Annotated in this window: 1 protein-coding gene and 1 pseudogene; both read right to left on the bottom strand. The window is 68.3% G+C overall.

Features of this window, described 5'->3' with window-relative positions; translation table 11 throughout:
* A partial coding sequence (locus tag Vau01_RS62860; protein WP_239153153.1) for a class I SAM-dependent methyltransferase occupies window positions 1-1,646 on the bottom strand: 1,646 nt, incomplete at its 3' end.
* 300 nt (window positions 1,647-1,946) lie between these two features.
* A pseudogene (locus Vau01_RS65755) lies at window positions 1,947-2,304 on the bottom strand (AMP-binding enzyme); the annotation flags it as partial.

Raw genomic sequence — 2,304 nt, 5'->3', positions numbered from 1 at the left:
ATGATGGTGGCGAGTTGGTTGATGGTGGGGTTGTTGAAGAGGGTGGTGAGGGGGAGTTCGTGGTTGAGGGTGGTGCGGATGCGGGAGATGAGTTGGGTGGCGAGGAGGGAGTGGCCGCCGAGGTTGAAGAAGTTGTCGTTGATGCCGATGGGTTGGGTGTTGAGGAGGTGGGTCCAGATGGTGGTGAGGTGGTGTTGGGTGGGGGTGGTGGGGGGTTGGTAGGTGGTGGTGCGGGTGTGGTTGCTGGTGTCGGGGTTGGGGAGGCGGGTGCGGTCGATTTTGCCGTTGGGGTTGGTGGGGAGGTGGTCGGTGAGGTGGTAGGTGGTGGGGTGCATGTGGCGGGGTAGGTGGGTGGTGAGGTGTTCGCGGAGGGCGGGGATGAGGTGGGTGTGGTGGTGGTCGTGGAGGCGGGCGGTGAGGGGTTGGTTGGTGTGGCGCTCGGGTGGGAGTGGTGGGGGTGGGGGGAAGTGGGCGTAGCGGCTGCTGAGGGGGTGGCCGGTGGTGGTGGGGTGGCCGGTGGTGGGGTGGTGGTGTGGGGTGAGGACGGCGTCGTAGGCGCCGTCGGGGTGGGCGGCGGCCCAGCTCAGTTCGGTGTGGTAGCCGGCTGCGGTGGCTAGTTCGGTCAACTCGTCCGGATGGATCCCCCGACTACCAGCAGCACCGGCAGCGAAGCCGGCGGTGCCGGCGGTGCGGATTGCGGCGCCGGTGGCTGTGCGGGTGGGGGTGAGGTCGGCGAGTCGGGGGTTCGGGATCGCCCGCAGCCCGATCGGCCCGCCACCCTCGACCAGCCCAGCATCGTCGACCGGGTCGGTGGCCGGGCCGGTGGTGAGCTGGGTGGTGAGGCGGTTGGTGAGGTGGGTGGGGGTCCAGTCGGGGCCGGCCCAGTCCTGCCAGTCGTACCAGTGGGTCACGGTCAGCGGGGCCGGGGCCGGTGCCAGGTGGATGATCACGTCGTAGCGGAAGCGGGTCATCTCGTTGTCGAACCGGCCGCTCTTCGGCATCACCTGCACATGCCCAACCTGCACACGCCCACCACCGGCCGCCTCATCGGCGGTGAGGCCGGTATCAGGAACGGTGGTCAGGTCGGTGGTCAGGTCAGCGGCGACGGTGGTGGTGAAGGTGGTGAACCAGCGGGGGTCGATGACCAGTTCCGGATCCCGGGCCGCGGTCCGCACGACCGCTGAGCGGTCCGCGCCGGGCTGGGCCCACGCATGCGCGGCCTCCAACAGCGGCAGACTCCGCACATCCCCGACAAACAGCCGCCCACCCGGGGCCAGCAGCCGCACCGCCTGGATCAACACCCGCCGCAGATAGTCCCGATCCGGGAAGTACTGCACCACCGAGTTGACCACCACCAAATCAAACCCGGCCCGATCACCGGCCCGATCACCGACAGCCCGATCACCGACAGCCTCGACCGTGTCGATCGCCTCGGCCTGGACGACCTCCACATGCCCCCACCCCCGCGCAGCCACCCCAGCCGCCAACCGGGCCACCACCCCAGCCGAAAAATCCGTACCCACATACCGGTCACAACCCCCCGCCAACCGCCACAACAACAACCCACTCCCACACCCAATCTCCAACACCCGCCGAGCCCCCAACCCCGCAACCCGACCCACCACCCCAGCCACCCACTCCCGCATCTCCACCACCGGAATCGGCAACCCATCCCGACTCGACACCCACCCCCGCACATCAAACACATCCACACCAGCCACAGCACCAGACCCAGCCACAGAACCAGCCACAGAACCAGCCACAGACCCAGCCTCAGGGCCGGTGTCCAGCCCAGACCCCAACGCCGGCACCGCAGGCAGCGCAGGCATCGGCGCAGGCATCGGCGCAGGTGTCGGCATCGGGGCGGCCACCGTGGATTCCCACACCGCCCGCCACGACTCCACCTGCACCGCCGCCAACTCACCCACCACACCCCCACCCACCGCAGCCGGCACCACCCACGCCACCAAACCCACACCACCAACCACATCCGACCACCCCACCACCGCCACCCCACCCACACCCGGATGAGCCAACAACACCGCCTCCACCTCACCCAACTCCACCCGATGCCCCCGCACCTTCACCTGACCATCCACCCGACCCAAAAACACCAAACCCCCACCAACCCCCCAAACCACCCGATCACCAGACCGATACAACCGCGACCCATCACCGGAAAACGGATCAGCAACAAACCGCTCCGCCGTCAACCCCGGCCGACCCACATACCCCCGAGCCACCCCGATACCGCCGATGAGCAGTTCGCCGGGTACACCGATAGGGACAGGTTGCAGTCGTTGA

Source organism: Virgisporangium aurantiacum (genome assembly GCF_016863635.1).
GTDB classification, from domain to species: domain Bacteria; phylum Actinomycetota; class Actinomycetes; order Mycobacteriales; family Micromonosporaceae; genus Virgisporangium; species Virgisporangium aurantiacum.
Note: the sequence above shows the minus strand (reverse complement) of the source record. Positions and strands in the feature narration are given on the sequence as shown.